Annotated in this window: 14 protein-coding genes; 12 read left to right on the forward strand and 2 right to left on the reverse strand. The window is 44.6% G+C overall.

The window, feature by feature from the left end:
• Positions 1–180 precede the first annotated feature (180 nt).
• From QVE09_RS24260 to QVE09_RS24270, 3 genes are all read left to right on the forward strand, one after another.
• On the forward strand, positions 181–657 hold the full coding sequence (locus tag QVE09_RS24260) for a GyrI-like domain-containing protein (RefSeq protein WP_315938886.1): 477 nt from the start codon (positions 181–183) through the stop codon (positions 655–657).
• Positions 658–682: 25 nt separating this feature from the next.
• Positions 683–1,132, forward strand: a complete 450-nt coding sequence (locus QVE09_RS24265) for a hypothetical protein (RefSeq protein WP_315938887.1) — start codon at positions 683–685, stop codon at positions 1,130–1,132.
• A 129-nt stretch (positions 1,133–1,261) separates the two neighbouring features.
• A complete protein-coding gene (locus tag QVE09_RS24270; RefSeq protein ID WP_315938888.1) occupies positions 1,262–1,417 on the forward strand; it encodes a hypothetical protein in 156 nt (51 codons plus the stop codon).
• Between the two features lie 113 nt (positions 1,418–1,530).
• Here the strand turns inward: QVE09_RS24270 and QVE09_RS24275 are convergent, their stop codons facing one another.
• Complete coding sequence (locus tag QVE09_RS24275) at positions 1,531–1,935, reverse strand: CBS domain-containing protein (protein WP_315938889.1); 405 nt, start codon at positions 1,933–1,935, stop codon at positions 1,531–1,533.
• Positions 1,936–2,112: 177 nt separating this feature from the next.
• On the opposite strand from QVE09_RS24275, the gene pbp4 reads away from it, so the two are divergent.
• Positions 2,113–4,200 carry a penicillin-binding protein PBP4(5) gene (gene pbp4 / locus QVE09_RS24280; protein ID WP_315938890.1) on the forward strand — a complete coding sequence of 696 codons (2,088 nt, stop codon included), beginning with the start codon at positions 2,113–2,115 and terminating at the stop codon, positions 4,198–4,200.
• Positions 4,201–4,312: 112 nt separating this feature from the next.
• Here pbp4 and QVE09_RS24285 read toward each other — a convergent pair whose 3' ends face one another.
• Complete coding sequence (locus QVE09_RS24285) at positions 4,313–5,068, reverse strand: class I SAM-dependent methyltransferase (protein ID WP_315938891.1); 756 nt, start codon at positions 5,066–5,068, stop codon at positions 4,313–4,315.
• Between the two features lie 278 nt (positions 5,069–5,346).
• On the opposite strand from QVE09_RS24285, the gene QVE09_RS24290 reads away from it, so the two are divergent.
• The 8 genes from QVE09_RS24290 to QVE09_RS24325 all read left to right on the forward strand — a co-directional run bounded on the left by QVE09_RS24290 (position 5,347) and on the right by QVE09_RS24325 (position 12,528).
• Positions 5,347–5,763 (forward strand): VOC family protein, encoded by a 417-nt coding sequence (locus QVE09_RS24290; RefSeq protein WP_315938892.1) that lies wholly within the window; start codon positions 5,347–5,349, stop codon positions 5,761–5,763.
• 286 nt (positions 5,764–6,049) lie between these two features.
• Positions 6,050–7,225: an FxLYD domain-containing protein gene (locus QVE09_RS24295; RefSeq protein WP_315938893.1), complete on the forward strand. Its 1,176-nt coding sequence runs from the start codon at positions 6,050–6,052 to the stop codon at positions 7,223–7,225.
• A 14-nt stretch (positions 7,226–7,239) separates the two neighbouring features.
• Positions 7,240–8,388 carry a S1C family serine protease gene (locus tag QVE09_RS24300; protein ID WP_315938894.1) on the forward strand — a complete coding sequence of 383 codons (1,149 nt, stop codon included), beginning with the start codon at positions 7,240–7,242 and terminating at the stop codon, positions 8,386–8,388.
• 129 nt (positions 8,389–8,517) lie between these two features.
• Positions 8,518–9,117, forward strand: coding sequence for a TetR/AcrR family transcriptional regulator (locus tag QVE09_RS24305; RefSeq protein ID WP_315938899.1), 600 nt, complete (start codon positions 8,518–8,520; stop codon positions 9,115–9,117).
• A 32-nt stretch (positions 9,118–9,149) separates the two neighbouring features.
• A complete protein-coding gene (locus tag QVE09_RS24310) occupies positions 9,150–10,370 on the forward strand; it encodes an MFS transporter (RefSeq protein WP_315938895.1) in 1,221 nt (406 codons plus the stop codon).
• Positions 10,371–10,507: 137 nt separating this feature from the next.
• Positions 10,508–10,675: a DUF3934 family protein gene (locus QVE09_RS24315; RefSeq protein WP_074093608.1), complete on the forward strand. Its 168-nt coding sequence runs from the start codon at positions 10,508–10,510 to the stop codon at positions 10,673–10,675.
• 165 nt (positions 10,676–10,840) lie between these two features.
• Positions 10,841–11,272 (forward strand): MarR family winged helix-turn-helix transcriptional regulator, encoded by a 432-nt coding sequence (locus QVE09_RS24320; protein ID WP_315938896.1) that lies wholly within the window; start codon positions 10,841–10,843, stop codon positions 11,270–11,272.
• 80 nt (positions 11,273–11,352) lie between these two features.
• Positions 11,353–12,528, forward strand: a complete 1,176-nt coding sequence (locus QVE09_RS24325; protein WP_315938897.1) for a YhgE/Pip domain-containing protein — start codon at positions 11,353–11,355, stop codon at positions 12,526–12,528.
• Positions 12,529–13,267: the final 739 nt, after the last annotated feature.

Genomic DNA, 13,267 nt, shown 5'->3' on the forward strand with positions numbered 1-13,267 from the left:
AGTGGTAGGTAGTTTTCTTCTCTTATGAACAGGAGTACTGGCACTATTTCCAATCTACCTACTCTTTTGATACAGTAACTGTAGGACATATCGGAGGTATATATCATATATGGAAAATGTTTTCATGAATGTGTCATGGAAAGTCATGCTCCATACCGCTCTCGGAGAGGAGTCCATCTAATGAATGTGAATGATAATGTGATTGAACAGCAGTCTCTTACCTTTGTGGGAATCAAACGAACGTTCTCTTGTGTGGATGGTGAGAATTTAAGAGAAATTCCTAAGATGTGGCAGGATGCTTTGGCAGACGGAATTGAGGAACGGTTAAACGGGTTCAATAACGGAGCTATTCCCGGTTTGGTAGGCATCTGTGTAGATCAGCGAGAGCTGAAGGACAATCAAATGGAGTATTGGATTGCTACCTCTCACTCAGGTGAAGTGCCTGAAGGTTTGGTGTCCATCGAACTTCCCGCGTCCCATTGGGTTGTATTTGAAGCGGATGAATTAAAGCCGGAGGCGATACAACGGTTGTGGCACCATATTATGACAGAGTGGTTTCCTTCCACTTCACATCAGCATGCAGGGATTCCGGAACTTGAAGTGTACAGAGGTCACGGCACACCTCCCCAGGTCTGGATACCTGTAAAATCTGTGTAAGCAAAATTGAATTAGGAGGTCTGCGATGTTATCCAATAAAGTAATTGATCATTGCAAGAAGCAAGGCTGGTGGCATGAAGATGTTCCAGCATCATACGAAGAAGCATTACGGAAGCTTGAGATTGATCTTCAGTCGGATTTTGCACAATTTTATCTACATGCAGAGGATGGACCGACTTTCTACAGCAGGCATCAGGAGTTGTATCAGATCTGCTGGTTTATGGAGAACACCGTATATATGGAAGACATGAATGTAGCACAGCTTACACTGGGACTTCCCGAGGCGTATATTCCACTGGACAGTTTTGAAGGTGAAGGTGGATTTTTCTACAACCGTCAGACAGGAGAAGTGGTGCTGGTGGAACTGGGGGAGTCCATCGAACGGTTTCTTAATGGCGAGAGTGAGCCGCAGTGGGCTGATTTCAATGCTTTTCTGGAGTGGTATTTCGTCCTGGAGGAGGAGACGGTGCAATGAAAGATCTAACACCGGAACATGCCGAACTGGAGCGACAAATTGTAGAATCTGAAGCAGTATGGACTGGCGAAGCCGTGGGCTGAGATATCGTTAAGTACGCGGAGTTCGGATAGAAATACGAGTCCGTTAATGGATCTGGGCATGATCTGCATGAGACTTGAACAGCATGACGAGGCGTATTTGTATCTGCATCAGGCGTATGAGTTCGGCAAAGAGCGGGCATTCCAGGGAAGCCCAAGGGACGTATTGAACTATTATAAGGAAGAGCGGGCTAAGCGCAAGTAGAGTGATTCAGACCATACCATGAAACGAAAAGGGTACCCCGGTTTGGCCAAACATGACCACAGGAGTACCCTTTCGAGTTGAATATTCGTTTATTACAGGATGTTCGACTTCATCTAATCCGAAATGTTACGCGTATAGTATTCAATAATATCCTTACGACGGATAATACCGAGGAAGACACGATCGACATCCACCACGGGCACAAAATTTTGGTCTGCTGCAAGTGTCAGCATATCCTCCATTTCAGCCTGAATGAATACACATTCATTATATACCCGATTGTTAATCTCATGGACCTGAACCTGATCCATCGTATCAAAAGTCAATCCGGGTGTATTTCGCATTTTCCATAACAAATCGCCTTCGGACAGGGTAGCAACATATTTTCCATCCTGGTCAATCACGGGAATGGCGGTGTAGTGTTGCGATTCCAATTGCTCAATAGCATCTTTCATGGAAGCGGTAGACTTGATATAGGCCACTTCGGCTTTGGGGAGTAAAAAATAGCTGATTTCCATCATCGGGCTCCTTTTCAGCCTTTTGCATAGCAAAAAAGCTTTAGTATGTAATCTCACTCTTCTTATTTAAACATATTATGTGAGCTTTCGGCTATTTTTAATGATAAATTCGTCAGATTTGTTTCATTGTTTAAATGGCTCTGGATATCTATAGTGTATATTAGAGGTGATGTAACCATGAAATCCAAACGTAAATTAATGTACGGACTGCTGCCCATCTTGTTTGCAGGTGGAATCGGAATGTATCTATACATGCAAAATAACAAAGAAGCAGAAGCGAAGCCCCAGACTACCGTGAATCAATACATAGAGCATCTGCAAAAAAAAGAATTTGACCAGTTGTACACCTTGATGGCACCTGCTTCGCTGCAAGAGTCGGGCATGAACAAGGAACAATTTGTTGAGAAATACAATGCGATCTATTCGGGTATGGAAGTATCCACCGTCAAGGCGGAGGTTAAACCTAAGGATGTTGCCGAAACGGCTTCCGATGGCAGTAAGACCGATGCAGAGAAACAAGATCCGGATACGTATGAGGTGGATTACAACCTGCAACTGACAACTTTTTTGGGAGAAGTCAGTGAGACGCATACATTGAAACTGGTCCGGCAGGAGCTTGAGGACGGCGGCAAAAACTGGCAAATTAACTGGCAGCCTTCGCTGATTCTGAATGACATGGTTAAGGGCAGTAAGGTACGAGTGAGGACACTGTTCCCGGATCGTGGAGACATTGTGGATCGTGATGGTTTGCCGCTCGCTACCAAGGGCACGATGAATGAATGGGGTATTGTACCGGAGAAACTTGGGGACAATCCGGACCAGATGATTACCCGAATCGCGAGCCATTATCAGGTTTCGGAAGATGCCATTCACAAGGCGCTTGCGCAGACATGGGTGAAGCCAGAGTATTTTGTCCCGATTGGTTCAACGGAGGAGTTTGACGTGCCAGAATCTTTAAGCGGGGTTACGATGCAAAGCAAGGAAATCCGTTATTATCCACTCGGCGAGGCGGCTGCGCACCTGATTGGTTACGTGCGCAAAGCTACTAAGGAAGATCTGGATAAGGATACGGAAGGATATTATCGCGCAGAAGATTGGATTGGCAAAGCGGGTTTGGAGCAGTCCATGGAGAAGCAGCTGCGTGGTGAACGTGGTGGTCTGATCGAAATCACCGATGAATCCGGTAACTCCCGTTCTGAGCTTATTCGCAAGGATGCTGTAGATGGACAGAATGTTCAGTTGACGATTAGCTCCAAACAGCAAAAGAAATTATATCAGACATTATCCAGCGGTGGAGACGCCGGTGCAATGGTTCTGATGAATCCGACGGACGGCAACCTTTTAGCGTTGGTCAGTGCGCCTTCCTATAACCCGAACAAAATGGTCACAGGACTTACTCAGGCAGAGTGGGATGCTTATTCGGCGAATGAGAAGCTTCCTTTTATCAACAGAGTCACTACCCGATACGCACCAGGATCAACCTTCAAAGCGATTACAGCCGCAGCGGGACTGATGGAGAAGGTGACCACAGCGGACAAAACCCATGATATCTCTGGCTTGCAATGGCGTAAAGATGAGAGTTGGGGCGGTTATTATGTCAAGCGTGTGAAGAGTTTATCGCCGGTTAATATGGTCGATGCTCTGGTGTACTCGGACAATATTTACTTTGCCATGGAAGCGATCGAGATGGGCAGCGCCAAGTTTATTGATGGGATCCAGAAATTTGGTTTTGGCGATAACTTTGGACTGGATGAACTGTATTTGAAGCCAAGCCAATATGCCAATGAAGCACATCTGGATCTGTCTTCTGAGGTGTTACTCGCTGATACGTCCTACGGGCAAGGGGAGATGTTAATGTCCCCGATTCATCTGGCATCGTCATTTACACCTTTTATTAATGAGGGGAAATTGGTGAAGCCTGTCCTGATCGAAGGAAAAGAAAGCACTGACCCTGAGGTAATCATTACTCCGGAAGCCGCAAATACGGTTAAGGATGCTTTGGGAGAAGTTGTTTCCCGGCAGGGAGGCACCGCCCACACCTTGAATTCAATCCCTGGAGGACTCGCGGGCAAGACGGGAACAGCGGAACTGAAAGCGAAGAAGGGAGAGAAGGGTCAGGAAAACGGATTTTTCGTAGTATTTGATACCGACTCTCCGACCTTCCTGTTATCCGCTGTAATTGAAGAGGTGAACGGCCGAGGTGGAAGCCACTATGTCGTGGATAAATTAAAGCCTTTTTTGGAAAAGTTGGAGATTACGCAGTAACTCCGATTTAATATAGCCTCGCAAGCATAATATAAAGACCCGGTCACCATGTGTTATGGTTCTCACATGTGACCGGGTCTTTTTTGTTTCATTTTATTCAATATGGAATCATTTATTTCCGAGCAGTAATCATGAAGCGTGCCGAGTTGGTACGAATGCCCTTCTCGTCGTGATTTTCTATCACAAACTGCTGGAATTGCTCGAAGTCAGTGTCTACCTTTCCGAAATCAGGAATGATGGGTGCATGGGTTAGGAGAAACATTAAATCTTCGGGTGTAGCGTAATGCTCCACCACATTATATTCACGGGCCTGAATGTCATGGAAACCTGCTTTTTGAAGTTCATGTTTGTATCGTTCCATCAATGTGCCTGGTTGAATGCCAAGGCTCTGTCCACGGCCAAAAGCTTCTGAAATGTTGAATTTATCATGTTCGCTGACCTGCTGGGTTAGAAATATCCCACCCTCAGCAAGAACCCTAAATACTTCTGAAACAGAGAATCCAGAGTGTCTGGAAGATACCACATTAAAGAAGTGATCTGGAAAATGCAGTTTTTCTGCGTCCATATGAAGAAAGCGTACATTGGAATGACCGCCCGTAGCCTGAAGATTATGCTGTGCGGTCTCAATCATTCCTTGAGCGAGATCAATTCCCACCAGCAATAAAGCTTCTTCCGCAATGGACAGAATAGCTTCTCCACCACCTGTTCCAATATCCAGCAACAGATCGGACGATCGCGTATGGCGAACAACTTCCTCATAGAAGTTCCATCCGATTTTCTCCGAGACCACGTTCATGGAGCTGAAGTTCCAGCCGTTCTTCCGGCCTACACGTTCATAAAATTCAGCGTAATCTATTTTGTTTTTCATTTTCATATTCCTCCAATGTGAGTTTGTTTGAACAGGACAAGAGAGTTGTGCCAAATCGTTCTAGTGTAGATGGTCGAATAGGATCAAATGGGCAGACGTGTCCCTTGATAGCTGGTACGCGTTTTGACCCAGCCCGACGACTAATTACTTCGAACAATACGGAGCAACATCCGTGTCACCTCACAAGTTGGAATGTCTCCATTATATTCAATTGACAGCGTATACGCGAGGTGTTATTTTGAGGTGAAATCTATTCTATGAGTTTGAGGTGATCCAGGGTGGCTATTCGTGCTAAGCAGATTTTTGTCAATTTACCTGTTCAAGATTTGAAGAAATCCATTGAGTTTTTTACCAAAGTGGGATTTGAGTTTAACGCCAATTTTACGGACGAGTCTGCTACTTGTATGATCATTGGGGAGAATATTTACGCCATGCTTCTGGTGGAGGAACGTTTCCAATCCTTCATCTCGAAAAAAATCTCCAATGCTGCCGATACAACCGAAGTCATCGTTGCCCTGTCTGTAGATAGCCGGGAGCAGGTGGATGTGATTGTACAAGCTGCCCTCGATGCAGGAGGGAAGCCATCCAACGAACCACAGGATCATGGATTTATGTACGGATGGAGTTTTCAGGATCTGGATGATCATCTGTGGGAAGTTTCCTATATGGATCTAAGTGCTTTTCCTTCGGAGTGATAAAATGAAAATAACTAGAGCCTTCCTAGATTATAGGAAGGTTCTTTTGCATCCAATATGATTCGTTTAAACGTGATATCTATAGAATATATGGTGTAATATTCCTTTTTGCTATATGATAATTATCGATTCATGTTGGTGTTTTTTAGCAATTGATGCGATAGACGAACCTCAGGAAAAGCGAAGTATACATATGTTCTTAAGTGGAGGGATCAGGGTGTATTGTCATGTATGTGGGACCAAAAACAGTCCAGCGGATAACACGTGCAGAAAGTGTAGTACCAAATTGAAAGAAACAAGCTCTACAGAGGAACAGATCTGGGCAGAAACAGCCATAGACTTGGATAAAGGAACGCGAAAAGCACTTGATTCGTTGTCCCGTCAGCAGCAACCTGCTTCCAAACAGGGAAATACAGGTCAAGGTCTTGCATTTAGCTGGATTATTCCCTTACTTCTGGCAGTAGTTGTAGGAGCTTTGCTAACGTATTATTACAAGCAGGAAACAGGTATCAATGCAGAGGTCAAATCACTGCACCAACAGGCGGAACAGGCTGCACTAGAGGGGAAATATAAAGAGGCTCTTCAACTGCTGGACAGCGCTCTAACGAAACGACCTAACTATGATGCACTTATACAGGATCGGCAAATTACGGCGAAAGCGTTCAACTTGATGAATCAGTTGGATGAGGCATCCACAAGTTTGAAGACAGGAAAGCTGTCCGCAGGAGATAAGACCATTCAGGCTGTAGCCAAGGCGCTGATGGAGCTGGAAGAACCTGTTTTTGCCAAAGTGCGTGCCGTATTAAATAACAGAAAGGTAACGCTGGCCATATTGAAGGTGAAAAAGGAAATCGACAGTTTGACGACAATAGAGGCACTAGCCGAAAAGTTGGACACCGTATCAAACTTGAAAGGCAAGGAAGCGGAGACGGTAGAGAAGCAAATTGTCGACAAGCTCGCAAGCATAAGTTATAAAGAGGCGGAACAGCAAGTAAAGCAAAAGAATTTCACAACTGCTTTACAAACGGTCGACCAGGGATTGTCCTATGCACCGGAAAATGAAAAACTGACTTCGTATCGTGAACGGGTGCTCAGTGAAAAAAAGGCATTTGAAAAAGCGGAAGCGGATCGCATTCAACTGGCGGAGCAACAGGCTGCAGAAGAAGATCTGATGAATCGAACGGCGGCAGTAAGTGTCGTGAACGTTGATGCGACGCTTGATATGTACGGGGATCTTTATATTAGCGGTTCATTGATCAATAATGCAACTCGTCCGATCTCTTCCGTCACAGTTTTGATTGATATTTATGATATAGACGGTATATACCTGGGCCAAACTTATGCAGATGTGTATCCAAGCTGGCTGGATGTGGGGGAAGAAGGTTTCTTTGAAACCTATTATTATGGTGTGTACGAGGAAGCGGAAATCTCTGTTGTGAATGCAACGTGGTATCTCGAATAGGAGGACAGGTTGGAATGGCCAAACGAACATGGGGTACGATCATATCCAGTGCTATTATCATTGGTGCTGGAGCAGGAGGCGTGTTCTGGATACACCAGCATTCAGCAGATCAGTTGCAGGATGGGCCCAGACTGGCAGTTGTTGCCGCGAAGGAAACGGAAAATGCGGCAGCGACGGCAGCATCCAAGCAGCCTGTGAAGAAGACACGCAAACAGATTATAGAAGAAAGTCAGAAGAAAGTCGTAACGATCGAGAGTAGCAGCGGATTGGGCTCTGGCTTTCTCTACAATGATCTGGGAGATGTCGTGACCAATGCGCATGTGGTGGAGGGTGCGAAGGAAGTAACCATTCGGACCTTGAACCATGAGGAATATAAGGGAACGGTTATTGGTATTGGGGAAGAAACAGACGTAGCTGTGGTCAGGGTGCCTGATTTAAAAAAAGTTAAGCCGCTAATCATCGCTAAATCCAAAGCCGAGACCGGAGACGAGATTCTGGCATTGGGTAGTCCACTTGGGCTAGAGAACACCGTAACGACCGGGATCATCAGTGGATTGGGGCGTAGCTTTGAAATAGCGCCTTACATCTATAGTAACCTCTATCAGATCTCGGCACCAATAACCCATGGCAACAGTGGTGGACCACTCATTAGTGCGGAGACTGGTGAAGTGATCGGCATCAATTCGGCGGTCGTGGAGCAGGAGGGGGGAATAGGATTCAGCATCCCTATGACTAGTGTGCTCAAGCAGGTGCAGGCGTGGTCCAAAAATCCTTCTGGCACATCGTCGGTGCGGACGGCTGGAGGTAGTCACTTGGGTTCAGTCACTAAGACATTGCAAGCAGAAGGAATTGTAACGGACTTTTATACAAGCCTTAATCTGAGTGATTATGTCACAGCTTATGCACTGCTCGGAAGCGAGTGGCAGAATGCTACAACATATGCCAAGTTCAGAGAAGGATATCTGAATACAAGTGAAGTGACCATCAGTGAGGTTTCCTCAGTCAACAAAGGGGATGACGAGATGGAAGTGAAGGCAATGATTACAGCAAATGAACGCAAGGGTGGGGAATATATACTATCGCAATATCGGGTCGAGTATCAGTTGGGTTATGAGAATGGTCAACTGAAAATATTGCATGGTAAAGGTAAAAAAGTGAAATGATTGTGGAGAGAGAGGAGGGAGAGTTGGCCTATGTGCCAATTCTCCTTTTTGATTGCTTATATTGGATGCATCTGTTAAAATACAGAACGAATGTTCAGTATGCATGGGACGGAGTGAAATGGAATGAATATGAATAAAAAGCAACTTCAAACCGAGCAGACCAAGAAGAAACTTGCGGATGCTTCCAAAGCCCTTTTTGTACAAAAAGGTTATAAAGCAACGTCCATTGAGGATATTGTAGCTGCGACGGGTAGCAGCAAAGGCAATATATATTACCATTTTAAAAGTAAGGAAGGTCTGTTCCTCTATCTAATCGATGAGTGGGATCGGGAGTGGGAAGAGAGCTGGGCGGCCAAAGAACATCTCTATCGCACCTCCACGGAGAAGATATACGGACTGGCTGAACAACTCGTCATGGATGACATGAATCACCCGCTGACAAAGGCGGCTGATGAGTTCTTCACAGGGGAAAAGAAAGAAAATGATATTGAAGAGCGGATATCCTTAATGTTTGAGCGGCATATTCAATTTAATAAACAAATGATAGAACAAGGGATTGAGAGCGGTGAGTTCAAAGCAGACAATGTAGAACATCTCGCACTGATATTGGAAAGTACCATTATTGGTCTTAGTCAGATGTCACGGGGGATGGAGCCTGATCAGGCTCTTGCGTTATACCGCCAGGCTGCCAGTGTATTCTTACATGGGATTGCAAAAGATAAAGCTTAAGCAACATTTTGACAACTACGGAGGATGGAATCATGGCATTACTAACACGGAACAGGGGCGCACTGCTGCTGTTAATGTTTAATATTTTTCTCGTTTTTACAGGTATTGGTCTGGTTGTGCCGATCATGCCTGCGTATATGGATCTACTGCATATCACCGGATTCACAGTTGGATTGCTGGTCGCGGCATTTTCCTTCACCCAGTTTCTGTTCTCCCCGCTTGCGGGTCGATGGTCGGATACGTGGGGACGTAAAAAAATTATCGTTGGCGGGATGCTGATCTTTGCCGTATCGGAGTTTATGTTTGGTGCGGTCAATGCACCAGTCTTGCTCTTCGCAGCCCGGATGCTTGGTGGTATTGGTGCGGCGATGATCTTCCCGGCGGTTATGGCTTACACCGCAGATATTACAACAGAGGAAGAACGCGGCAAAGGTATGGGATTGATTAATGCAGCGATTACAACCGGATTTATCATCGGCCCGGGAATTGGTGGATACATCGCAGACTTTGGCATTCGAATTCCGTTCTACGCCGCAGGGGTTGCCGGTTTGTTGGCATCCATCATTACATTGATTATTTTGCCGGAATCCACGCGAAGCACAGGAGAGCAAAGTAAACCTGTGGCTGGTGCAGAGAAGGTCAAAGCTCCGGGTATGGTATCCCAATTGCTCAATTCGTATCGAGAGCCGTACTTTTTCAGCTTGATTATCGTGTTTGTTATGGCATTTGGTCTGGCGAACTATGAGACAGTATTTTCACTATTTGTGGATCACAAATTTGGCTTCACGACCAAAGACATTGCATTCATCATTACATTTGGTTCCATTGCGGGTGCGGTTGTGCAAGTATCCCTGATCGGTTGGTTGCTCAATCGGTTTGGTGAAAAGATGGTCATTTCAGTCTGTCTGTTATTTGTAGCCGTATTTGTACTGTTGACCTTGTTTGTAAGTACGTACTGGATGATTCTTGTCGTTACGTTTATCGTCTTTCTGGGTATGGACATTTTGCGTCCGGCGATCAGTACACAGATGTCCAAACTGGCACAGGAACAACAGGGCTTTGTGGCCGGATTGAACTCGGCGTATACCAGTTTGGGGAATATCGCAGGTCCGATCGTAGCTGGAGCATTGTTCGATGTGAATATTAACTATCCTTATGTTTCAGCAGCAGCCGTTTTGGCGATCTGTTTCCTGTTATCCCTACGGGTACTCAGAGGCGGCAAAACGGTGAAACAACCGAAGGCTGAAATGTAATTGTGCGGAAAAGACGTAGGAGTATCGATTTTTGGTATAATAAGAAATGCTGGAAGTGAATTAGATGGGCTGGGTTGCATAACAAGTTACCGAGGACGGTCATTTTTAAGCATATACAGGATTATTGGAGTGATTACATGAGCAATGCAAAAGGAAAAGGCGGCACCGGCCGTGGTACGGGTAAAAAAGGCTGGAACCGTTGGCAAGCCGCTGCTAACCGGGCGAAAAGTGCCCCGAAGCCTTATAAAAGTAAAGGCACAAAGAAGAAGGACGATACCGAAACTTCAAGTGGCAAGCCCGAGTAAGTATGGCTTGACGATGCCAGAGGAGAGAGCTGCCTGACTAACGGGTGGGTCTCTTTTTGCTTGAAAAGATAAAAAATTAAATTGACAGTATTGTAGATATGGTAATAATATAGAGCTTACGCAAATTAGATGGTAGTGCTACTATATAGAGAAAGGAGCATCAGCATGCCTGTTAATATGGATGAAAATCCACTTGGACTGATTCTGTCACGGACGTATCTGGCATACAAAAAAACAACAACCAGAAATCTGAGTGAACAGGATATTACGCCGGAACAATTTGCAGTCTTGAATGAATTGAGCAAGGCTGGAAGCCATATATCACAGAAAAAACTGGCTGAATTAACCGTGCGGGACCAGACAACGGTAGGCAAAATTATAGACAAGTTGATTCGCAAAGGTCTGGTGACAAGAGAAGAAGATCCACAGGACCGCAGAGCGGTTTTGCTTTGTTTGACGGCGGAAGGACTGGAAATGAATAACGTTCTGACACCAAAGGCAAAACAGCAAGAGCAAGAGGCACTCGCCAAGTGTTCCCCTGAAGAGCTTGAAGCATTCATGAATGTGATGAATCGCATCTATGAAAAGATGAAATAAATTTTTTTGACCAAATATGTGCATGTGCATATATATGTAGTGCAATTATTTTAATTTTAATTAACGGGAGTCGTGAACGAATGAAAAGCTTCAAAGATTTTCTTAAAGTGCCACAGACAAAAGTAGGGCTGGTTTTTGCATTGATTGTTCCGCTGTTATTTGTTGTGATCTGGATGACGGGTTATCATCAAGCTACGGAGAGAGTAGATCAGCTTCAAGTAGCGCTGGTGAACGAAGACGGGACACAGGGAACAGAGGTGCAGAAGCAGATTGAAACGCTCGCGCCTTTCCATGTCAATGTACTGGGTTCTGCCGAGGAAGCTGATCAACAGATGAATGCAGGTAACTATGCGATGGTTATTGTTATTCCGGAAGGATTCACTGACGAGATTGAAGGAGGTACAGAGGCGAGCTTGTCCTTTTATATTAATCAGGGAAATGCTGATGTAGCCAAATCCATTGTGGAACACGCGGCGACTGGAATGACTGCACAAATGGGTCAAGGGATTTTGGAGTCCAAGGTTCAAGTGACACTTAACAAGGATAGTATCAACAACGATGAACTGAGTGCAGCTATTGGACAAGCGATGGCGAAGATGAATGAAGGTCCTGTGAAGGCCGAAATTAACAAAACGAACAGCGTGAGTGATTTTGCAACATCAATGCTGCCCATGATCCTGGGTTTTATCACCTATATTGCTTCGATGACCATGAACATTCAGTTCAATATTACGTCGAATATGATGAAGCGTACCCATTCCAAATGGGAAATCTTCTGGGGCCGGCAAATGCTGTTATTGTGTATAGCTGTGATCGTTCCTCTGATTGTGGATACAGTAGCTCTTCAGTTCACGGATGTTGCGAGCTCCTTCGGCGCGTTGTATCTGTATCATGTGCTGGTAAGTCTGGCATGTATCTGTTTTACACAAATGAGTTTTGCCCTGTTTGGCAATGCAGGCCCTCTATTTAATGTAGCGATGGTTCCACTCCAGTTGATGACAGCAGGAAATATCATCCCAGCCGAGATGCTGGCGCCATTCTACCGTTATATCGGGAACTTTCTGCCCGCTTCTAATGGGGTACAGGGATTTATGCGTTTGATCTATAGTGGAGAAGCAGTAGGGGGATACATGGTTCATCTTCTGTTGATCTCGATTATTACGTGGGGGATTACGGTGCTACGAGTTGGCATGCAAAAAGCAGGTAATGGACAAATGACGATGACGCCTCCAGCATCAGCACAGGCACAACATTAAGAGTTTCCTTCTATATATAATGTAATAACACACAAGAAAGTGGTTCACGTATAGTTATATTCGTGCATCACTTTTTTTGTTTATCTTCTATAATATCTCTACTTATACTCGTGTTAATTTACAGTGCACCCCAGTAATCTTGCATGACGTTGATAAACGGACAACCTAAATTGAGCATAATAATGAAGCTAAAATATATCAGAGGGGATGTAACCCTAATAAGTTTAAAACAATTAGACATGTATTACGTTGTATGAATGGATTTAGGCTATAAAAAACTTTACAACTGAGATAGGGGAGAGCTACGCAATATAGGTAGTTGATTTGTAGTAATGAATTTTATTAAATTAAGTATTGTAATTAATATCTATGCGTGATATATTATTAGTCCGGCCAAGAAAACACGGTTTAATACTGGTGCGGCAAGCGAATGAAATAAGCTTCGAAAGAAACTTAAAAAAAAGAGCTTGCAAAGTTGGTTCGGACATGATATTATATAAGAGTTGCTGAAGAGAACGAAATTCGGTAACAAAACAAGTTTGATCTTTGAAAACTGAACAACGAGTGAGTAAACATTCTGCTTGCAGAATGAACGCGAAAGTTTGAAACAAGCCTTGGCTTGGATCGACTGGAGCACAAATGAGATTTTTAATCTCGTCAGATTCAAAATGAGCTTATCGCTCTTTTCAATACTTTATTGGAGAGTTTGATCCTGGCTCAGGACGAACGCTGGCGGCAT

Source organism: Paenibacillus sp. ClWae2A, from assembly GCF_032452295.1.
Taxonomy (GTDB): domain Bacteria; phylum Bacillota; class Bacilli; order Paenibacillales; family Paenibacillaceae; genus Paenibacillus.

Coding starts and splice junctions, on each gene's coding strand:
- QVE09_RS24265 (WP_315938887.1), top strand. CDS start 683: ATGTTATCCAATAAAGTAATTGATCATTGCAAGAAGCAAGGCTGGTGG.
- QVE09_RS24320 (WP_315938896.1), top strand. CDS start 10,841: ATGCCTGTTAATATGGATGAAAATCCACTTGGACTGATTCTGTCACGG.
- QVE09_RS24275 (WP_315938889.1), bottom strand. CDS start 1,935: ATGGAAATCAGCTATTTTTTACTCCCCAAAGCCGAAGTGGCCTATATC.
- QVE09_RS24260 (WP_315938886.1), top strand. CDS start 181: ATGAATGTGAATGATAATGTGATTGAACAGCAGTCTCTTACCTTTGTG.
- QVE09_RS24310 (WP_315938895.1), top strand. CDS start 9,150: ATGGCATTACTAACACGGAACAGGGGCGCACTGCTGCTGTTAATGTTT.
- QVE09_RS24300 (WP_315938894.1), top strand. CDS start 7,240: ATGGCCAAACGAACATGGGGTACGATCATATCCAGTGCTATTATCATT.
- QVE09_RS24325 (WP_315938897.1), top strand. CDS start 11,353: ATGAAAAGCTTCAAAGATTTTCTTAAAGTGCCACAGACAAAAGTAGGG.
- pbp4 (WP_315938890.1), top strand. CDS start 2,113: ATGAAATCCAAACGTAAATTAATGTACGGACTGCTGCCCATCTTGTTT.
- QVE09_RS24305 (WP_315938899.1), top strand. CDS start 8,518: ATGAATAAAAAGCAACTTCAAACCGAGCAGACCAAGAAGAAACTTGCG.
- QVE09_RS24270 (WP_315938888.1), top strand. CDS start 1,262: ATGGATCTGGGCATGATCTGCATGAGACTTGAACAGCATGACGAGGCG.
- QVE09_RS24285 (WP_315938891.1), bottom strand. CDS start 5,068: ATGAAAAACAAAATAGATTACGCTGAATTTTATGAACGTGTAGGCCGG.
- QVE09_RS24315 (WP_074093608.1), top strand. CDS start 10,508: ATGAGCAATGCAAAAGGAAAAGGCGGCACCGGCCGTGGTACGGGTAAA.